Genomic DNA, 230 nt, shown 5'->3' with positions numbered 1-230 from the left:
GACTTAGTGGTCTCGCCTGCCGCGAAGGTCAGGGTGGCACCAGTGCTCAGGGTTACGGTGAATGGCTTGTCCAAAGCCTTGTTCAGGGTGACAGTGAAGGTTGGCTCAGTGGCTTCGTTGACCGAGACTTGATCGGCCACGATGCTGACTTTGACCAAGTCACCTTCGTTGTTGCCGCCCGGGTTACCCGGAGTGCCTGGCTCATCGGTGACTACTGTGCTGACGGTATC

1 protein-coding gene is annotated in these 230 nt (G+C 57.8%); it reads right to left on the bottom strand.

All coding sequences use genetic code 11. From position 1 onward, the window contains the following. A partial coding sequence (locus G1E_RS30355) for an immunoglobulin-like domain-containing protein (protein ID WP_047150269.1) occupies positions 1–230 on the bottom strand: 230 nt, incomplete at both ends.

Origin of the sequence: Pseudomonas sp. TJI-51 (assembly GCF_000190455.2) — a bacterium.
In the GTDB taxonomy this organism is placed as follows: Bacteria; Pseudomonadota; Gammaproteobacteria; order Pseudomonadales; family Pseudomonadaceae; genus Aquipseudomonas; species Aquipseudomonas juntendi.
The sequence above is the reverse complement of the archived record's forward strand: the minus strand, read 5'-3'. Positions and strand labels throughout refer to the sequence as shown.